We start from the raw sequence: 17,120 nt of genomic DNA, 5'->3' as shown, positions 1-17,120 counted from the left end.
CCGGACAACGTCGTCCGGGGGTTCCGGCGCCATGATCGTTACCGGGGTCGCTAGGTTCGGCCCATGCGTGCGGTGACCGTGAGCGAGCCCGGTGGCCCGGAGGTGCTCACCTGGGCGGAGGTTCCCGATCCGGTGTGCGGCCCGGGCGAGGTCGTCGTCGACATCGCGGCGACCGCCGTCAACCGGGCCGACCTGCTGCAGCGCCAGGGCCTCTACCCGCCGCCGAAGGGGGCCAGCGAGATCCTCGGCCTCGAGTGCAGCGGCGTGATCAGCGAGGTGGGTTCGGGCGTTCCCGGCTGGTCGGTCGGCGACGAGGTGTGCGCGCTGCTGGCCGGCGGCGGTTACGCCGAGCGGGTCGCCGTCCCCGCCGGGCAGCTGCTCCCGCGGCCGGCCGGCGTCGAGCTGGCCACCGCGGCCGCGCTGCCCGAGGTCACGTGCACCGTCTGGTCCAACGTCTTCCAGCTCGCCGGGCTGAAGCGCGGCGAGAGCTTCCTCGTGCACGGCGGGTCCAGCGGCATCGGCACGATGGCCATCCAGCTCGCCGCCCGCGCGGGCGCCCGGGTGTTCACCACCGCCGGGACGGCGGCCAAGCTCGACGTCTGCCGGGAGCTCGGCGCCGAGGTGGGCATCAACTACCGCGACGAGGACTTCGTCGCGCGGGTGAAGGAGGCCACCGGGGGTCGCGGGGTCGACGTGGTCCTCGACAACATGGGCGCCGCGTACCTGGGCCGCAACGTCGACGCGCTGGCCGTCGGCGGTCGGCTGGTGATCATCGGCATGCAGGGCGGCACGAGGGGCGAGCTCGACATCGCCAAGCTGCTGGGCAAGCGAGCGTCGGTGCACGCCACCGCGCTGCGCTCCCGGCCGGCGACCGGCCCGGGCGGCAAGGCCGACATCGTGGCCGCCGTGCGGCACGACGTCTGGCCCGACGTGGAGCGGGGCGTCGTCCGGCCGATCGTGGACCGTCGGCTGCCGATGTCGCGGGCCGCCGAGGCGCACGCCGTGGTGGAGGCCAGCGAGCACATCGGCAAGGTCCTGCTGCTGCCCCAGGACTGACCGGCGGCGGGGTCAGACGTCGACGCGCACCAGCGGCCGGCCGTCGTCCCCGAGCAGCAGGATCTCCGACAGGGACGACGGCGCCACCTCGGTCCACCCCCGCCACGACGCCTCCCCCGGCCGCGACGCGGTCCACTCCCCCGCCGGGTGCCGGTCGCCCTCGCGGTCCACCACCACGAGGGCGCAGACCTGGCCGACCGCCAGCCCGGCGACCGTGATGTCGAGCGCGCTGCCCTTCCCCGCCGCGCTCGCGGTCACCGTGAGCTGGAACCGCCCGGACGACGCCGTCCACGTCCGGTCCTCGTCGCGCAGCGCCCACACCGCGCCGCCGGCGCCCGCCCCGAGGACGACGGCCACCGCGGCCGCGGCCAGCCACACGCGCGTCCTGGTCGTACGGCGCTCGGGGCGACGCCGCACGGCCGCGGCCACCCGGTCGAAGAGCTCGGGCGAGGGCGTGACCCGGACCGACGCCAGGTCCTCCGGGTGCACGCGGTCGAGCAGCGGGGGCAGCGGCCGCAGCTCGGCCAGCTCGGTGGCGCACGTCCGGCACCCGGCGACGTGCTGCTCGACCCGCCGCCGCTCGTCAGGGGACAGGGCGCCGAGGACGTAGCCGCCGAGTTCCGGCGTCCGGGAGCACGTCACGTCGTCACCCCCCGCTCGGCGAGGGCGAGCTTGAGGGCACGCAGGGCGTAGTAGCAGCGCGACTTCACCGTGCCGGGCGGGACGCCGAGGACCTGCGCGGCCTCGGCGACGCTGCGCCCGCGGTAGTAGGTCTCGACGATCACGGCACGGTGCTCCCGCGAGAGCGCGTCGAGGGCATCGGTGACGACGATCCGGTCCAGCGTCGCGTCCAGCTCGTCGAGTGCCGGGACGGTGGCCAGCGCCGCGTCGCCGGCCTCCGGCGGCCGCGCGCGCCGGGCCCGGTGGGCGTCGATGGCCAGCCGCTGCGCCACCGTGAACAGCCACGGCCGGACCGGGCCGGCGTTCTCGTCCAGCCGGTCCAGGTGCTGCCAGGCGCGCACGAGGGTCTCCTGCACGATGTCCTCGGCCCGGGCCCGGTCGCCACCGGTGAGACGCAGGGCGTAGGCCAGCAGCACCGCGGCGTGCCCGTCGAAGAGCGCGCGCAGGCCGTCCTCGGGGGAGCTGTCCGCGCGCCCGCCCACCCGGCGCGTCCTCGCCGGACGGGCGTCGGGCGGACCCATGCTGCGACCTCCCTGGCGGCGGGTCAGTAGCCCGGCGCCGGCGCGCTGCCGCTCTCCGCGCCCGGGGTACCGGTGATCCTGGCGCCGTCCGGGCCGACGACCCACCACACACCCTGCACCCCCTGGCCGGTGGTGTCACCGGGCTCCGCGTCGCCGGCGAACAGGTACAGCGGCCACCCGTCGAGGGTCACCTGCAGCGTGCCGTCGTCCCGCTCGATCGTGCCGACGTCGCCGGTGACGCCGTCGACGGCCGGCGCCGCCTCCTCCGACGTGACCGGGGGCCAGTTGTCCAGGCAGGCGCCGGTGCAGGCGCTGGACCCGGCGCCGGCGGTGTCGCGGTCGAAGACGTAGACGGTGCGGCCCTGACCGTCGACCACGATCTCGCCCAGGTCGCTGTCAGCGGTGGCGAGCACGGCGTCCGGGGCGCTCGCCGATGTCTCGTCGCGCGGTTCCCCCGTGGAACCGCCCGAGCCGCCGTCGTCCGAACCACAGCCGGTCGCCAGCAGGACACCGAGGACCACCGCGGTGGTCCGGAGCGAGATGGTGCGCACGGCGGAGCCCCTTCCTGCGCGGGGGACCGGCGGGCCGGCCGGCCCCGTCCCTCCCGTTCACGTGCCGGGACGCCCCCCGGTTCAACCCACGCCGCAGCCGACGTCGGCCGGGAGGCAGGATGGGGGCATGACTGCACCGGAACACGGCAGCGAACGCCCCCAGCAGGTCGTCGTGGTCGGCCCCGACGGGCGGCCGGTCGGCACGATGCCCATGCCGCACGGCGCGGCGCAGGACGACGACGGGAGCGACGGCCCGCTCAGCGTCGGCGAGATGGTCGAGCAGCCCGCGAAGGTCATGCGGATCGGCACGATGATCAAGCAGCTGCTGGAGGAGGTCCGGGCCGCGCCGCTGGACGACGCCAGCCGCAACCGGCTCCGCGACGTCCACGCCGCGTCGATCCGGGAGCTGGAGGAGGGGCTGGCGCCGGAGCTGCGCGAGGAGCTCCAGCGCATCACCCTGCCCTTCAGCGAGGGGGAGACACCGTCGGACGCCGAGCTGCGCATCGCGCAGGCCCAGCTGGTGGGCTGGCTGGAGGGCGTCTTCCACGGCATCCAGACGGCGCTGTTCGCGCAGCAGATGGCCGCCCGTGCGCAGCTCGAGGAGATCCGCCGCAGGGCGCTGCCCGGCGGCCACACGGCGGCTCAGCAGCCGGACTTCCGTCCCGGCGGCGGCCAGTACCTCTGACTCCCGCCGGGCTCGGGCGGGGCAGGGTCACAGGGCGGCGAGGAAGGCGGCGACGCCGTCGTCGTCGTTCGTGCCGGTGACGTCGGTGGCGACGGCCATGAGGTCGGGATGGGCGTGCGCCATCGCCACGGCCCGGCCGCCGGCCGCCCGCACCCACTCGAAGGCGGCGATGTCGTTGGGCATGTCCCCGAAGACGACGACGTCCTCCGGGCCGACGCCGTACCGGGCGGCCACCGTCGCCAGGCCGGAGGCCTTGGTGACCCCGGGCGCCGAGATCTCGGCGAGGGCGTCGGTCGAGGAGTGGGTGACTGTGGCGCGGTCGCCGACGACGTCCTCCACGAGCGCGACGAACTCGTCCCGCGGCAGCGTCTCGTGGCGGGCCAGCAGCTTGGCGACCGGCTGGGCCACCAGCTCGTCGAGCGACGCCTCCGCCACCCCGGGGGCGTCGACGTCCCACCGCGGTCGGTAGATGGGCTCGTGCCGGAACTCCAGCCCGTACTCGACCGCGAACCAGGTGTCGGGGCGGCGCCGGCGCAGCTCGGTCGTGACCGACTCGAGGACGTCGGGCTGCAGCGGCTCCTCCGCGATGATCTCGAACCGCTCCAGGTCGAGGAGGACCGCGCCGTTGCAGCAGACCGCCGTCCCGTGACCCAGCACCTCACGGATCCGTCGCATCCAGCGCGGTGGCCGGCCGGTGGCCAGGACGACGGGGACGCCGTCCGCGCGCCAGCGTTCCAGCTCGGCCACCGTGGCGTCGCTGACCGTGTCGTCCCAGCGCAGGAGGGTGCCGTCCATGTCGCTGGCGATCAGCCGGGGCCTCCAGTCAGACATCGCGCTGCCGGTCACACATCGGCGAGGACCGCCTCGAGATAGCGGGCGACGCCGTCGGCGTCGTGGCCGCTGGTGACCCCGGTCGTCGCCGCACGGACGGCGGGGTGGGCGTTGGCGACGGCGATCGCGCGCCCGCCGGCCTGGGTGACCGCGGCGATCATCGGCAGGTCGTTCGGCATGTCGCCGAAGGTGAGGACGTCGCCGAAGCCGACCCCGTAGCGCTCCAGCGCGACGGCCAGCCCGGTGGCCTTCGTGATGCCCGGTGGGAGCACCTCGATGAAGCCGAGCCCGGCGTGGGTGACCTCGGCGTCGGCCGGGTCGACGACGCTCTTCGCCCGGGCCAGCAGCTCGTCCTGCCCCAGCGTGGCCGAGCGCAGGAAGACCTTCAGGACGGCCCCGGTGGGCAGGACCTCGTGCCTCGGGAGCAGGTGGGCCGGCTCGGGGTAGGGCCAGTCGAACCCGTGCTGCACCCGGAGCGGCCCGAAGACCTCGCTCTGCTCGGCCGCGTCCTCCACGGCGACGATCAGTTCCCCGGCCACGGCCTCGATCCGCTCGATGACCGCCTGTGCCCGCTCCCGCGGCAGCCCCACCGTGCGGAGCACCTCGTTCCGCTCCAGGTCGACGACGAACCCGCCCTGGGCGAGGACGGCGATGCCGCGGTCGTCGAGCGCTACGCGGACGCTGTCGAGCAGGCGGGGGCCGCGGCCGGTCACGCCGACGACGGGGATGCCGGCGTCCCAGCAGGCCTCCAGCGCGGCGCGGGTGCGCGGACTCACCTCGCCGGCGGAGTCGAGCAGGGTGCCGTCGAGGTCGGTGGCGATCAGCTTGGGCCGCCACGAGCCCAGCACGGAGTCGCCCAGGTCGATCACACGGTCGGCATCGGGCAGGGCGCCGTAGGACTTGAGGACCTTCGGCCGGCCTCCGCTCATGCGGCGGGCGGCGGGACGGGCGCGGTCAGCGTCATCCCGGGGGTGAGGGCCTCGACTCCGCCGAGCCAGGGACGCAGCGCCACGGGCACGTGGACGGAGCCGTCGGCGCGCTGGTGCACCTCGAGCAGGCAGGCGATCGTCCGGGCGATGGCGCAGAGCGTGCCGTTGAGCGTCGCCGCCGTCTGTGGCTTCCCGTCGGCGTCGCGGTACCGGATGCCGAGGCGCCGGGCCTGGAACGTGGTGCAGTCCGACGTCGAGGTGAGCTCGCGGTAGGTGCCCTGGCTGGGGAACCACGCCTCGATGTCGTACTTGCGGGTCGCGCTGGTGCCCAGGTCGCCGGCGGCGATGTCGACCACCCGGTAGGGCAGCTCGAGCGCCTGGAGGAACTCCTCCTCCCACGCCAGCAGCCGCAGGTGCTCGGCCTGGGTCTCCTCCGGCCGGCAGAAGCTGAACATCTCCACCTTGTCGAACCAGTGCACCCGGATGATCCCGCGGGTGTCCTTGCCGTAGGAGCCGGCCTCCCGGCGGAAGCAGGACGACCAGCCGGCGTAGCGGCGGGGGCCCGCCGACAGGTCGAGCACCTCCCTGGCGTGCATGCCGGCCAGCGCCACCTCGGAGGTGCCCACGAGGTACAGGTCGTCGCGCTCGACGCGGTAGACCTCCTCGTCGTGCTCGCCGAGGAAGCCGGTGCCCTCCATCGCCTCCGGCTTGACCAGCGCGGGAGCGATGACGGGGGTGAAGCCGGCGGCGACGGCCAGGCTGATGGCTGCCTGGGCCAGCGCGAACTCCAGGAGGGCCCCCGGGCCGGTGAGGAAGTAGAACCGGGCGCCGGAGACCTTCGCGCCCCGCTCCATGTCGATGGCGCCGAGCGTCTCGCCGATCTCGATGTGGTCGCGGACGGGGAAGTCGTAGGCGGGCACCTCGCCGACGGTGCGCATCGTCACCGCGTCGTCCTCACCCCCGGGCGGGACCTCGTCGGCGACCACGTTCGGGATCTTGAGGTGGACCTCGCGCAGGGCGGCGTCGGCGGCGCGCTGCGCGTCCTCGGCCTCCTTGACCTCGGCGGCCAGGGCCTTGGCCCGGTCGAGCACGGCGGGCCGCTCCTCCGGCGTCGCCTTCTTCACCGCCTGGGAGGCGCTCTTCTGCTCCGCGCGCAGGTCATCGGCCCGCTTGACCGCCTCGCGGCGGGCGGCGTCGGCCTTCAGCAGTTCGTCGACGAGGGACTCGTCGGCGCCCCGTGCCCGCTGGCTGGCACGGACGACGTCGGGGTTCTCGCGCACGAGTCGGAGGTCGATCACCCCCTGATCGTAGGTGGGGCGCCGCGGGAGCCGCCTCGCCCGAGCTCCTCGCGGGACGCCGAGCAGTGCCGCGACGGCCGCTACGACCCGGCCGGCCTCCCCGGCAGGGCGGACGGCGGCGCGGCCACCTCGGGGACGCGACCACCCAGGGAACGCGAGCACCTCGCGGACGCGACCTCCGTGCTGGCCGCTGCCGCGGCCTTTCCCGGTGCGACCTGGGGGAGGTGCGCCGCACGCTCTGCCTCTGCCCACCACGGTGGGCAGAGGCAGAGCTCCCACGGAAGACTCTCCGAGCCGTCCGGGGGGCGGGACCGTGCGGATCCACCGGTGCCGGAAGTCTTTGCGGGACAATGCGGTCATGCGTTTCCTCGGGGATGTCCGCCCCGCCCACGACCTCACCTACGCCGACGTCTTCATGGTCCCGAACCGGTCGGCCGTCGGTTCCCGGCTCGAGGTGGACCTGACCACGCCGGACCGGGTGGGGACGACCATCCCGGTCGTCGTGGCCAACATGACCGCGATCTCCGGACGGCGGATGGCCGAGACGGTGGCTCGCCGCGGCGGCCTGGCGGTCCTGCCGCAGGACATCCCGGTGGACGTCGTCAGCGAGGTCGTGTCGTGGATCAAGGCGCGGCACCCCGTCTACGACACCGCCATCACGCTCGCCCCCACGTCCACGGTCGGTGAGGCACTGGCCCTGCTCACCAAGCGGGCGCACGGCATCGTGGTCGTGGTCGAGGACGGTTCCCCCGCCGGCGTCGTCACCGACGGGCAGTGCCAGGGCGTGGACCGCTTCACCCAGCTCTCGCAGGTCATGACGGCCGAGCCCCTCACCATCCCGGCCGGCACGGACCTGCCGAAGATCTTCGACGTGCTCTCCGGCGAGCGGGTGAGCGCCGCCCCGGTCGTCGAGGGCGACCGCCTCGTCGGCGTGATCACCCGCAAGGGCGCCCTCCGGTCGGCGCTCTACACCCCCGCGGTCAACGCCGAGGGCCACCTGCTCACCTCCGCCGCGGTCGGCATCAACGGCGACGTGGTCGGCAAGGCGGCCGCGCTGCTCGCGGCCGGGGTCGACGTCCTCGTCGTGGACACCGCGCACGGGCACCAGGAGAAGGCCGTCGAGGCCGTGCGGGCCGTGCGCTCGGTGGCCGGGGTGACCCCCGTCGTCGCCGGCAACGTGGTGACCGCCGACGGGACCCGCGACCTGGTCGAGGCCGGCGCCGACGTCGTCAAGGTGGGCGTCGGCCCCGGGGCCATGTGCACCACGCGGATGATGACCGGCGTCGGCCGGCCGCAGTTCTCCGCCGTGGAGGAGTGCGCGGCGGCCGCCCGGGAGCTGGGCAAGCACGTGTGGGCCGACGGCGGCGTCCGCCACCCCCGCGACATCGCGCTCGCGCTGGCCGCCGGCGCGGCCAACGTGATGGTCGGTTCCTGGTTCGCCGGCACCTACGAGTCCGCCGGCGACATCCACGACGACGGGTCCGGCCGGCTCTACAAGGAGTCGTTCGGCATGGCCTCGGCCCGGGCCGTGAAGGCCCGGACGTCGTCCCAGTCGGGGTTCGACCGCGCCCGCGCCGGGCTGTTCGAGGAGGGCATCTCGTCGTCCCGGATGTACCTGGACCCGGCCCGGCCCGGCGTCGAGGACCTCGTCGACCAGATCGTCGCCGGGGTGCGCTCCTCGTGCACGTACGCGGGCGCGCGGACGATCGACGAGCTCCACGAGCGCGCCGTGCTGGGGGTGCAGAGCTCGGCCGGCTACGAGGAGGGCCGGCCGCTGCCGACCTCCTGGTGAAGGCCACCCAGTTGCAGGCACTGCCGCGGGAGCGGTTCGAGGAGCTGGTCGCCGACGCCCTGGACGAGGTGCCGCCCGACCTGATGCGGCTGATGAACAACGTCGTCGTCCTCGTCGAGGACCGCAATCCCGACGAGCCCGATCTGCTGGGCCTCTACGAGGGATTCGCGCTGACCGAGCGCGGCTGGCAGTACGGCGGCGAGCTGCCCGACCGGATCATGATCTACCGCGAGGCCATCTGCGACATCTGTGAGACCGAGGACGACGTCGTCGAGGAGGTCACGATCACCGTCGTCCACGAGATCGCGCACCACTTCGGCATCGACGACGACCGCCTCCACGACCTCGGCTGGGCCTGAATCGCAGCTTCCGGTACGGAAAGCGGGCGGTCCCCGCTCAGCTTCCGGTACGGAAAGCCGGAAAGGCCGGGCGGGTAGCGTTGGACGACGTGCCCGACGACATCGCGTCAGCGACCGGCAAGCTGCCGATCAAGATGCTGCACGACCGCATCCTGGTCGCGCTGCGCAAGGAGGACGGCGACCGACGCTCCAGCGGCGGCATCCTGATCCCCGCGACCGCGCAGGTGGCCAAGCGCCTGGTCTGGGGCGAGGCCCGCGGGGTCGGCGCCTCGGTGCGGCAGGTGAAGGTCGGCGACCAGGTCCTCTTCTCCCCCGAGGACCAGCACGAGGTCGAGGTGCACGGCGAGGACCTGATCATCCTGCGCGAGCGCGACGTGCACGCCGTCGCCGCCGAGCGCATCGAGGAGTCCACCGGCCTCTACCTCTGAGGCCGCCACCACCGTGCGCCGACCGTGGTGATGGGCGGCCACGAGCACGATCAGCGCACATCCACCCGGGCAGCCGGAGCCGCGGGTGCCTGCGTCAGGTCTCGCATCCACCAGGCGTCCGCGAGCTGAAGGACCTCCGGACGATCGGTCGGGTTCCACCCCTTGCGACACACTGACGTCTCGACCGACGAGCTGATCGACGACGGAGGACCACCCCATGCCGCGCGCCCGCTCGACAGCCCGGTGGGTCCTGCCGGCGCTCGTCCTGCTCGTCTGGCTCGGGAGCGCGGGACCCCTGTCGGCCCTCGGCGCGCAGCTGACCGACCTGCAGGAGAACGACATCGCCGCGTTCCTGCCCGACAGCGCCGAGTCGACCCGCGTGCAGGAACTGCAGGGCGGGTTCCAGCCCGTCGAGTCCATCCCCGCCGTGCTGCTGTGGGAGGACACCGACGGCCTCGACGAGGCCGGCCTCACCGCCATCGGCGAGCGGCTGCGCGCCGCCACGGAGGTCGCGGAGGCGGCCGGCGCGCTCGCCGCGCCCCCGACCCCCCTGATCCCCGCCGAGGACGGCGAGGCGGTCCAGGCCTTCCTCCCCCTCGAACCGGACCTGAGCAACGACCTGCTCCCGGTCGTGGAGGATCTCCGCGCGGCGATCGAGCTCGACGGCACGGATTCGTTCGTCACGGGGCCGGCCGGCATCTTCGCCGACTTCTCCGCCGTCTTCGAGGGCATCGACGGGTTGCTGCTGCTCGCCGCCTTCGGCGTCGTCCTCATCATTCTGCTGGTCGTCTACCGCAGCCCGCTGCTGCCGCTGCTGGTCATCGGGACCGCCGGTCTCGCCCTGACCGCCGCCAACGCGCTCGCCTACCTGCTGGCCGACGCCGGCGTCATCACCGTGAACGGGCAGAGCCAGGGCATCGCCGCGATCCTCGTCGTCGGCGCCGCCACGGACTACGGGCTCCTGCTGGTGGCGCGCTTCCGCGAGGAGCTGCGGCGCGAGGAGTCGAAGTACGCCGCCATGCGCACGGCACTGCGCCGGTCGTGGGAGCCGATCGTCGCCTCGGGGGCCACCGTCGTCCTCGGCGTGCTCTGCCTGCTGCTGTCCGACCTCGGGTCCAACCGTGGCCTCGGCCCGATCTCGGCGGTCAGCGTCGTCCTCGCCGTCCTCGCCGCCCTGAGCTTCCTGCCGGCGGCCCTGCTCCTGCTCGGCCGCGCCGCCTTCTGGCCGTTCCGCCCGAACTACGGCAGCGAGCCGCGGCGCGGCGGCGGCTGGCAGGCGGTGGCCCGGCTGGTGGGCCGCCGTCCTCGCCGGGTGCTGGGCGCAAGCCTCGCCGCCCTGATCGCCGCCGCGGTCTTCGCCCCCACCTACGAGGCCGAGGGCATCGCGATCTCCGACGTCATCCAGGGCGAGTCCAACGGGGTCGACGGGCAGGAGGCGCTGGCCCGGCACTTCGAGGCGGGCACCGCGAGCCCGACGATCATCGTCACGCCCGAGGAGACGTGGCCCGAGGTGGCCGAGGTGGCCGCGGCGACCGACGGCGTCGCCTCGGTGGTCCCGTACGTCGGCCCGCAGCCGGTGCCCTTCGCGCCGCCGGTCGTCGTCGACGGCCTCGTGCGGCTCGACGCCACGCTGGACGTGCCGCCGGACAGCACCGAGGCCAACGAAGCGGTGCAGGAGCTGCGGACGGCGCTCGACGACGCCGACCCCGAGGCGATCGTCGGCGGGGAGACCGCCGCCAACCTCGACGCCCGCGAGAGCGCGGCCCGCGACCTCGGGGTGATCATCCCAAGCGTCCTGGCGGTCATCCTCGTCGTGCTCGGGCTGCTGCTGCGCTCGCTCGTGGCGCCCGTCCTCCTGGTCGCGACGGTGGTGCTCAGCGTCGGGGCGACGGTCGGCGTGGCCGCGCTGCTGTTCGAGAGCGTGTTCGGCTTCCCGGGCAGCGACCCGACGATCCTGCTGATCGCCTTCGTGTTCCTCGTCGCGCTCGGGATCGACTACAACATCTTCCTGATGACCAGGGCCCGGGAGGAGTCCGCCCGCCACGGCACCCGCGACGGGGTGCTGCGCGCGCTGGCGGTGACCGGTGGTGTCATCACCTCCGCCGGGCTGGTGCTGGCGGCGACCTTCGGCGCGCTCGCCGTCCTGCCGGTGCTGTTCCTCGCGCAGGTGGCGTTCCTGGTCGGCTTCGGCGTGCTGCTGGACACCTTCGTCGTCCGGTCGCTGGTCGTGCCGGCCGCCGTGGCGATCATCGGCGACCGCGTCTGGTGGCCCAGCCGGCTGGCGAAGGGACCGGCGGGCGCCCGGCCGGAGCGGGAGCTCGAGCGGGTCTGAGCCCGGTCGATCATCGGCGCGTGGCCGGCCGCTCCCGCGTGTCGACCAGCTGGAGGCCGATGATCAACCGGGTGAGGCCCCGGCGCGGATCCCGGCCAGCCATGCCTCGGCCTCGGCGAACGCCGCATCGGCGGCCGTCCCGGGCACCGGCTTGTTCTCCCGGCCGTCGGCCCGGGCGTAGGAGCCGAGGAAGCGGACGTCGTCGCAGACCCGGTGCAGCGCGGCCAGCGCCTCCCCCACCCGCCGGTCGGCGACGTGCCCCTCGCAGTCGAGGGAGAAGGAGTAGACGCCCAGGCGCTCCCGGGTGGGCCGCGACTCGATGCGGGTCAGCGAGATCCCCCGCACGGCGAACTCGCTCAGCAGGTCCAGCAGCGCGCCGGTGCGGTCCCCCACCACGGCCACCAGCGAGGTCTTGTCGTTGCCCGTGGGCGCCGGGAGGGCACCGGAGGGCTCGACCAGGACGAACCGGGTGACGGCTCCCGGGCGGTCGGCGACGTCCTCGACCAGCGCCGCCAGCCCGTAGCGCTCGGCGGCGATCGGTGCGCAGACGGCGGCGTCGTACTGCCCGGCCGCGACCGCCTCGGCGGCCCCCGCGGTGGACGACGTGGGCAGCGGGACGACGCCCGGCAGCAGCTCCGCGAGCCGGCCGGCCGTCTGCGCGAGGGCGTGCGGATGGCTGGCCAGCGAGCGCACGTCGGCCAGCTCCGTGCCGGGCCGGACGGCGAGCACGAACGACACGTCGAGGAAGACCTCGCGGGTGATCACCAGCGGCCGGCCGTCGGCCAGCCCGTCCATCGTCGCCGGGACCGAGCCCTCGACGGAGTTCTCCATCGGCACCAGCGCGGCGTCCGCGTCCCCCGAACGGACGGCGGCCAGAGCCGCAGGGACACTCGGCTGGGGGTACCTCGCTCCCTCCGAGGAGGCAACGGCGGTCCGGAGCGCCGCCTCGGCGAAGGTACCCTCGGGCCCGAGATAGGCGAACCGCGTCGGAGACGTACTGGAGAGCTTCCCGGGCATCCGACGAGGGTAGTGCGGGCGGGTCGGAGCAGGTGTCCGGCCCGGGGGAACTGCCTCGTCACCGGCAGCCCCGGCCGCGCGACGGCTGGCCGACCCGTCCATGGAGGGAGCACGTGAGTCCCAGCCCGGCCCGTGTCGCCCCGGACGACCTCTCGACCGTGCTGTGGCGCCTGCTGGACGCCAGCTCCCGGGACGACTCCACCACCTTCGTCACGGTGCTCGACGACGTCGGGGACGCCTTCGCGGGCTCCACCGACGCGCGGTGGACGGCGTGGGGGCGTGCGCTCGCCGCCCGCCGGGCCCTGATCGAGAGCGATCCGGAGGCGGCGGTCGAGGCGGTCTCCGCCGCGCGCGAGGCCCTCGACAAGTGCCCGCCGTCGGCGGAGTCCGCGCTGGCCCTCGCCTACCTGGCCCACGTCGAGGTCACGGCCGACCACTTCGACGCCGCGATGCTGCTCGCCGTCGACGCCAGCCTCCTCACCGAGGGCTCGACCGCGGGCGAGCCCTCCCGCGCCCTGCACCAGGCTCACCGGTGGCTGTCGCTGACCCTGTCGGGCCTGGACCTCGAGGAACTGGCCGTCTCCCACGCCGTCCGGGGCCACCGGATCGCCGCCGTGCTCCCCGACCTGGCCGACCAGTGGCAGCTGCTGCAGCTGTCGGCCCAGCAGCACGCCGAGCTGGCCCAGACCCTGCGCCGCCGGGGCGACACCGACCGCGCCCGCGCCCTGGCGACCGTCGCCATCGCCCAGGCCACCGAGGCGCGGGAGATGGCGTGGGAGCCCGACCCGGCCGACGCCGACCTGCTCGACGTCGTCCAGGCGTGGGCCCTGACCTGCACCGACGACCTCGACAGCGCGCTGGGTCCGCTGCGGCGGGTCCGCCGGCGGGTGCAGGAGCGCGGCGGCCTGTGGCTGCGCGGGTACACCGACCTGGTGCTCGCCCGGCTGCTGGTGCGGATCGCCCAGCGCGACGACGACGAGGAATTCGCCGAGGAGGCCACCGGGCTGCTCGTCGACGCGGCCGGTGCCTTCGTCGCGTCGGGCGACCGGCGCCGCTACCGGCAGTGCCTGCTGGAGCTGGGCCAGAACTCCGCCGACCTGGGCCGGCCGGCCGAGGCGCTGCACTGGCTGGAGGCCTACCGCGCCGACACCAGCCGGGCGCACTCCCGGGGCCGGGAGATGTGGGCGGAGATGTTCGTCCGCCGCAGCCGGCTCCGCGAGGCCGCGCGGCAGGCGGCCGTGCTGCGCCGGCACGCGCTCGAGGACCCGCTCACCGGGCTCGGCAACCGCCGCAGTGCCGAGCGGCGGCTGGGTGCGCTGCGGCTGGGCGAGGAACCGCTGTCGCTGGCGGTCGTCGACGTCGACCGGTTCAAGGAGGTCAACGACGACACCTCCCACACCCACGGCGACGCCGTCCTGCGCCGGGTGGCCGACCTGCTGCGCGAGCACAGCCGCACCGGTGACGAGGTGTACCGGTGGGCCGGTGACGAGTTCCTCGTCGTCCTGCCCGGCGCGACCGAGGCGCAGGCGGTCCTGGTGATGGAGCGGCTGCGGTCGGCGGTCGCCACGGCGGACTGGACCGATCTCCTCCCGGTGCCGGTGACCGTCAGCATTGGCGTGGCGACCGCGCCCACCGTCGAGGAGGGCGAGCCGGCGACCGTCGTGGGGTGGCGGGCGCTGTTCGACACCGCCGACCTGAACCTGTTTTCGGCCAAGCGCAGCGGCCGCAACCGGGTCCGGGCGCCCTCCGGGACACCCGGCGAGGAGCCGTCCACCGACGGCGGGGCGCCGGCGTGACGCGGTCCGCCTGGGGCGGGTGGGACGTGGTGGACGCGGGACGGCGCGTTCCCGAACATGTGCTCGACACCGGGACCGACTCCGTGCACAGTGCGCTCGTGCCGCCCGGAGCCCTGCATCATCGGGTGACCACCGCCCTGGCCAACTGGCAGCTCGACGACGCCGAGGAACTGCTCGCCGGTGTCGAGCGGGAACCGTCGCCCTACGTCGCCGCCGAGCCGGCCGACGGCGCCGCCGAGGCGACCCGCCCCTCGCTGGGCAAGGCTTGGGCCGACACCCTGCGGGCCGAGCTGCTCGTGCGCCGCCTCCGCGTCGCCGGCTTCACCCTCGTCGGCGACCCGGTGACCGCCGACTCGTCGTCGGAGGAGGCCCTCGACCTGCACGCCGGGGTGGCCGACCTCATCGAGGGCACCGGTGGGTCCGCTCCCGGGGAGGGCACCGACCCGCGCTCGGAGTCCGCCGCTCGGGCCGCGCTGGCCATCGCGCTGGTCCGGTCGGCGAAGGCGGCGTTCGACGCCTCCGACGACGACCTGCAGCGCGCCGCGGGCCTCGCCCGGCACGCACGGATCGAGCTGCTCTCCCGGCGCATCGACGCGGCCATGGACGAGGCGGTCGAGGCCGCCAGCCTGCTCGACCCCGTCCTGCCGCCGAGCGCCCTGCTGGTCGACACCCTCGGCACCCTCGCCGGCGTGCTCGCCGACCTCGAGCTGATGCCGCTGGCGCTGGACTACCAGCGGCGCGCGCACGAGGCGGCGAGAACCGCCGCCGCCGACCCCGGCGCGCTGGGCCCGGAGGCCGGTGATCCGGACGTGCTGGTCGCCACCACGGCGACCACGCTCGGCGAGCTGTGCGCGGAACTCGGCGAGGGTCTGCTGGACGACGGCGTGCCGGAGTCGGCCGAGCCGCACTTCGCCGAGGCCCGCACCCTCGCCGAGAAGGCCCTCGAGCTCTTCCCGCCGGACAGCCCCGGGATCGTGACCGCGCAGGTGGTGCACGGCTGGGCGCTCGTCGGGCTGGGCGAGCACGCCGCCGCCGTCGGCCCCCTGCGCGCCGCCGTCCGCATCACGTCGGCGACCGCCGACCGCGCGCAACTGGCCTCGGCGCAGCTCGCGCTGGGCCGCGCGTTGCGCCGGCAGGGCGACGTGGGTGAGGCCGACGAGCACCTGGTCTCGGCCCTCAACCTGGCCACCGAGCACGGCCTGCCCCGGCTGCGCCGGGCCGCCCTCCGCGAGCTGTGCACGCTGCACGCCGAGCTGGACGACGCCGGCCGGGCGCTGCCCTACCTGCAGGCCTACCTCGCCGACGAGCTGGACCGGGTGGACGAGCGGCGGACCCGCTGGGTGGAGCTGTTCGGCCGGCGCAAGAGCCTGCTGGAGACCGAGCGCGCCGCCGGCCAGCTCCGCCGGCAGGCCTACGAGGACCCGCTCACGCACCTGCCCAACCGGCGCTACGCCGAGGCCCGGCTGGACGGGCTGCTGTCCAGTGGCGCGGCTCCGGCGCTCGCCGTGGTCGACGTGGACCGGTTCAAGTCCATCAACGACGCCATCGGCCATCCGGGCGGCGACGCGGTTCTGCGCACCGTGGCGGAGCTGCTGATCGCCGGCGTCCGCGACACCGACGAGGTATGCCGGTGGGCCGGCGACGAGTACGTGATCCTGCTGCCCGACACCACGGCCGAGCAGGCCGAGCGGGCACTGGAGCGCACGCGCCGCAAGGTCGCGACCTACGACTGGGCGGAGCTGGGCCTCGACGTGCCGGTCACGATCAGCGTGGGGATCGCCTCCGCGGCCCGCGGCGACGACCGGCGGACGCTGTTCGCCGCCGCCGACGGCGTGCTCTACGACGCCAAGCGCAGCGGCCGTGACCGCGTCGTCCGGCTGTCCGGGGTGACCCAGACCCGGGCGCCGGGGTCCAGCCCGCTGGACGAGCTGTTCGGGCGCCCCCCGGCCAGCGCGCGCCCCGCGGAGGGGAACGCCACGGGCACCGGCGACGCGCTGGAGGCCGTCCCCGCGGAGGTCGCGGTCCCCGCCGCGGCGCCTGCCCCGCCCTCCGCCCGTCCGGAGCCCGAGGACGCGGCCGGGTTCGCACCGCTCCTCGTGGAGCGGCGCCCGGCCGACCCGCCGCTGGGCACGGGCAGCGCCACGGAGCCGCTGCTCGGTCCGCTACCGGCCCGGCCCGCGCCGGCCCCTGTCGCGGAGCCCGCCCCCGCCCGCCGCTCCGTGCCCGTGGTCGAGCCGGAGGTCGTCTGGGCCACCGGCCGCACCACCGAGCAGGTCCTCGCCCTGGTCCGGGAGGCCCGCCGGGAGCACCCCGACCGCCCGGTCCTCGTGCTGCGCGCCGCGGCCGAGACGCTGGTGGCGGTGGCCGGCGAGCACGACGCCTACACGACGATGGACGCGGCCGCGATGGCCGCGGCGGTCGGCCCCGTGCCCGAGCCGGTGGGCCGCGTGCGCGTGCTCTGCGCCGGGGGTGCCGACACGCCGGTAGCGGCCGAGGCGGCGTTCGTCGCGCGGGTGGCCGGCACCGAGGCCGTGCGGGTCGACGACCTCGCCGGGAGCCGGATCCGCGCCGTGCTGGCGGACGGCGCCCCGTTCGCCGACGCCGACTGCCTCGTCGTCGTCGCCGGCATGGACGCGTCGCTGGCCGCCGTGGTGGGTGCCGTGTCCGACGTCCCGGTGGTGGCGGTGCCGACGTCGGCCGGGGCCCCGAACGCCCTCGCGGGTCTGGGCGCGCTCGTGACGATGCTGAACTCGGCCGCGCCCGGCGTTGCGGTGAGCACCATCGACAACGGGTACCCGGCCGGGGTCTTCGCCGCGCGGGTGGCCCGCAGAGCGCACCGCTGAG

The 17,120-nt window shown here is 75.2% G+C and carries 15 protein-coding genes; 8 read left to right on the top strand and 7 right to left on the bottom strand.

Annotation, left to right across the window (positions count from 1 at the left end; all coding sequences use genetic code 11):
* Positions 1 to 63: 63 nt before the first annotated feature.
* Positions 64 to 1,056, top strand: a complete 993-nt coding sequence (locus tag ACFSHS_RS14135; protein ID WP_376877146.1) for an NAD(P)H-quinone oxidoreductase — start codon at positions 64 to 66, stop codon at positions 1,054 to 1,056.
* A gap of 12 nt (positions 1,057 to 1,068) precedes the next feature.
* Here ACFSHS_RS14135 and ACFSHS_RS14130 read toward each other — a convergent pair whose 3' ends face one another.
* From ACFSHS_RS14130 to ACFSHS_RS14120, 3 genes are read right to left on the bottom strand one after another with little or no spacing between them, the layout of a single operon-like run.
* Positions 1,069 to 1,698 carry a zf-HC2 domain-containing protein gene (locus tag ACFSHS_RS14130; protein WP_376877143.1) on the bottom strand — a complete coding sequence of 210 codons (630 nt, stop codon included), beginning with the start codon at positions 1,696 to 1,698 and terminating at the stop codon, positions 1,069 to 1,071.
* On the bottom strand, positions 1,695 to 2,258 hold the full coding sequence (locus ACFSHS_RS14125) for a sigma-70 family RNA polymerase sigma factor (RefSeq protein ID WP_376877140.1): 564 nt from the start codon (positions 2,256 to 2,258) through the stop codon (positions 1,695 to 1,697). Before ACFSHS_RS14125 ends, ACFSHS_RS14130 begins: the two co-directional genes overlap by 4 nt.
* Before the next feature lie 23 nt (positions 2,259 to 2,281).
* The gene (locus ACFSHS_RS14120; protein ID WP_376877137.1) at positions 2,282 to 2,809 is read right to left on the bottom strand and encodes a COG4315 family predicted lipoprotein; all 528 of its coding nucleotides are present in this window, start codon (positions 2,807 to 2,809) and stop codon (positions 2,282 to 2,284) included.
* Positions 2,810 to 2,936: 127 nt separating this feature from the next.
* Here ACFSHS_RS14120 and ACFSHS_RS14115 point away from each other — a divergent pair, with 127 nt between their 5' ends.
* Complete coding sequence (locus tag ACFSHS_RS14115) at positions 2,937 to 3,494, top strand: bacterial proteasome activator family protein (protein ID WP_376877134.1); 558 nt, start codon at positions 2,937 to 2,939, stop codon at positions 3,492 to 3,494.
* A 27-nt stretch (positions 3,495 to 3,521) separates the two neighbouring features.
* On the opposite strand, the gene ACFSHS_RS14110 is transcribed toward ACFSHS_RS14115, so the two are convergent.
* From ACFSHS_RS14110 to serS, 3 genes are read right to left on the bottom strand one after another with little or no spacing between them, the layout of a single operon-like run.
* On the bottom strand, positions 3,522 to 4,325 hold the full coding sequence (locus ACFSHS_RS14110) for an HAD family hydrolase (protein WP_376877131.1): 804 nt from the start codon (positions 4,323 to 4,325) through the stop codon (positions 3,522 to 3,524).
* Positions 4,326 to 4,336: 11 nt separating this feature from the next.
* Positions 4,337 to 5,254: an HAD family hydrolase gene (locus ACFSHS_RS14105; protein WP_376877128.1), complete on the bottom strand. Its 918-nt coding sequence runs from the start codon at positions 5,252 to 5,254 to the stop codon at positions 4,337 to 4,339.
* On the bottom strand, positions 5,251 to 6,552 hold the full coding sequence (gene serS / locus ACFSHS_RS14100) for a serine--tRNA ligase (RefSeq protein WP_376877125.1): 1,302 nt from the start codon (positions 6,550 to 6,552) through the stop codon (positions 5,251 to 5,253). The genes ACFSHS_RS14105 and serS overlap by 4 nt, the downstream gene beginning before the upstream one ends.
* A gap of 358 nt (positions 6,553 to 6,910) precedes the next feature.
* Between serS and ACFSHS_RS14095 the strand changes: the two genes are divergently transcribed.
* The 4 genes from ACFSHS_RS14095 to ACFSHS_RS14080 all read left to right on the top strand — a co-directional run bounded on the left by ACFSHS_RS14095 (position 6,911) and on the right by ACFSHS_RS14080 (position 11,463).
* On the top strand, positions 6,911 to 8,344 hold the full coding sequence (locus tag ACFSHS_RS14095) for a GuaB1 family IMP dehydrogenase-related protein (protein WP_376877122.1): 1,434 nt from the start codon (positions 6,911 to 6,913) through the stop codon (positions 8,342 to 8,344).
* Positions 8,341 to 8,703: a metallopeptidase family protein gene (locus tag ACFSHS_RS14090; protein WP_376877119.1), complete on the top strand. Its 363-nt coding sequence runs from the start codon at positions 8,341 to 8,343 to the stop codon at positions 8,701 to 8,703. The genes ACFSHS_RS14095 and ACFSHS_RS14090 overlap by 4 nt, the downstream gene beginning before the upstream one ends.
* Before the next feature lie 89 nt (positions 8,704 to 8,792).
* Positions 8,793 to 9,131: a GroES family chaperonin gene (locus tag ACFSHS_RS14085; RefSeq protein WP_376877116.1), complete on the top strand. Its 339-nt coding sequence runs from the start codon at positions 8,793 to 8,795 to the stop codon at positions 9,129 to 9,131.
* Positions 9,132 to 9,348: 217 nt separating this feature from the next.
* Positions 9,349 to 11,463: an MMPL family transporter gene (locus ACFSHS_RS14080; RefSeq protein ID WP_376877113.1), complete on the top strand. Its 2,115-nt coding sequence runs from the start codon at positions 9,349 to 9,351 to the stop codon at positions 11,461 to 11,463.
* A gap of 63 nt (positions 11,464 to 11,526) precedes the next feature.
* Here ACFSHS_RS14080 and pheA read toward each other — a convergent pair whose 3' ends face one another.
* On the bottom strand, positions 11,527 to 12,480 hold the full coding sequence (pheA, locus tag ACFSHS_RS14075) for a prephenate dehydratase (RefSeq protein WP_376877110.1): 954 nt from the start codon (positions 12,478 to 12,480) through the stop codon (positions 11,527 to 11,529).
* Positions 12,481 to 12,593: 113 nt separating this feature from the next.
* Here pheA and ACFSHS_RS14070 point away from each other — a divergent pair, with 113 nt between their 5' ends.
* On the top strand, positions 12,594 to 14,276 hold the full coding sequence (locus tag ACFSHS_RS14070; protein WP_376877107.1) for a GGDEF domain-containing protein: 1,683 nt from the start codon (positions 12,594 to 12,596) through the stop codon (positions 14,274 to 14,276).
* 125 nt (positions 14,277 to 14,401) lie between these two features.
* Positions 14,402 to 17,119, top strand: a complete 2,718-nt coding sequence (locus ACFSHS_RS14065) for a diguanylate cyclase domain-containing protein (protein WP_376877104.1) — start codon at positions 14,402 to 14,404, stop codon at positions 17,117 to 17,119.
* The last annotated feature ends 1 nt before the right edge of the window (position 17,120 follow it).

It is taken from the genome of Blastococcus deserti (genome assembly GCF_042682525.1).
Lineage (GTDB): Bacteria > Actinomycetota > Actinomycetes > Mycobacteriales > Geodermatophilaceae > Blastococcus_B > Blastococcus_B deserti.
This window is presented reverse-complemented; position numbering and strand designations above follow the sequence as displayed.

Bases quoted from the DNA above. Each gene is read 5' to 3' on its own strand.
- ACFSHS_RS14135 (WP_376877146.1), top strand. From the start codon at position 64: ATGCGTGCGGTGACCGTGAGCGAGCCCGGTGGCCCGGAGGTGCTCACC.
- ACFSHS_RS14125 (WP_376877140.1), bottom strand. From the start codon at position 2,258: ATGGGTCCGCCCGACGCCCGTCCGGCGAGGACGCGCCGGGTGGGCGGG.
- ACFSHS_RS14115 (WP_376877134.1), top strand. From the start codon at position 2,937: ATGACTGCACCGGAACACGGCAGCGAACGCCCCCAGCAGGTCGTCGTG.
- ACFSHS_RS14110 (WP_376877131.1), bottom strand. From the start codon at position 4,325: ATGTCTGACTGGAGGCCCCGGCTGATCGCCAGCGACATGGACGGCACC.
- ACFSHS_RS14105 (WP_376877128.1), bottom strand. From the start codon at position 5,254: ATGAGCGGAGGCCGGCCGAAGGTCCTCAAGTCCTACGGCGCCCTGCCC.
- ACFSHS_RS14095 (WP_376877122.1), top strand. From the start codon at position 6,911: ATGCGTTTCCTCGGGGATGTCCGCCCCGCCCACGACCTCACCTACGCC.
- ACFSHS_RS14080 (WP_376877113.1), top strand. From the start codon at position 9,349: ATGCCGCGCGCCCGCTCGACAGCCCGGTGGGTCCTGCCGGCGCTCGTC.
- pheA (WP_376877110.1), bottom strand. From the start codon at position 12,480: ATGCCCGGGAAGCTCTCCAGTACGTCTCCGACGCGGTTCGCCTATCTC.